The sequence below is a fragment of the Pseudomonas sp. YuFO20 genome, from assembly GCF_035064975.1.
Lineage (GTDB): Bacteria > Pseudomonadota > Gammaproteobacteria > Pseudomonadales > Pseudomonadaceae > Aquipseudomonas > Aquipseudomonas putida_AE.
Genome location: NZ_JAXDEO010000201.1, coordinates 1 through 400 on the forward strand (window position 1 = coordinate 1; position 400 = coordinate 400).

A 400-nucleotide genomic window follows, 5' to 3' on the forward strand; every position below is an offset into this window, starting at 1 on the left:
AGCAGCTTCGGCGTGATGCCGATATTGCCGGCGACGGAAAGGTGCGGAAACAGCCCGCCGCTCTGGAAGACATAGCCGATGCGGCGCCGCAGCAGGATCGGGTCGATGCGGCTGACATCCTCACCCTCGACCGCGATCCTGCCGCGGTCGGCTTCGATCAGGCGGTTGGCCAGCCTGAGCAGCGTCGTCTTGCCGGAGCCCGAGCCGCCGACAACAGCCAGGAATTCACCCTCGGCCACGTCAAGCGAGACGTCGTCGACCGCCACCACGCGTCCATCGTCAAAACTCTTGCCGACATGCGCGTAGGCAATCAGCGGCGTTGCGGGCATTCTTGGACCATTCTTGGGCGGCCTCACGTCTCACCATCGTGAACGACAGTGATAGCCCATAAAACGGACTT

1 protein-coding gene is annotated in these 400 nt (G+C 63.2%); it reads right to left on the reverse strand.

All coding sequences use genetic code 11. The features are described from left to right. On the reverse strand, positions 1 to 329 hold a 329-nt coding region (locus SOP85_RS31265; RefSeq protein ID WP_323629443.1), incomplete at its 3' end, for an ATP-binding cassette domain-containing protein. Positions 330 to 400: the final 71 nt, after the last annotated feature.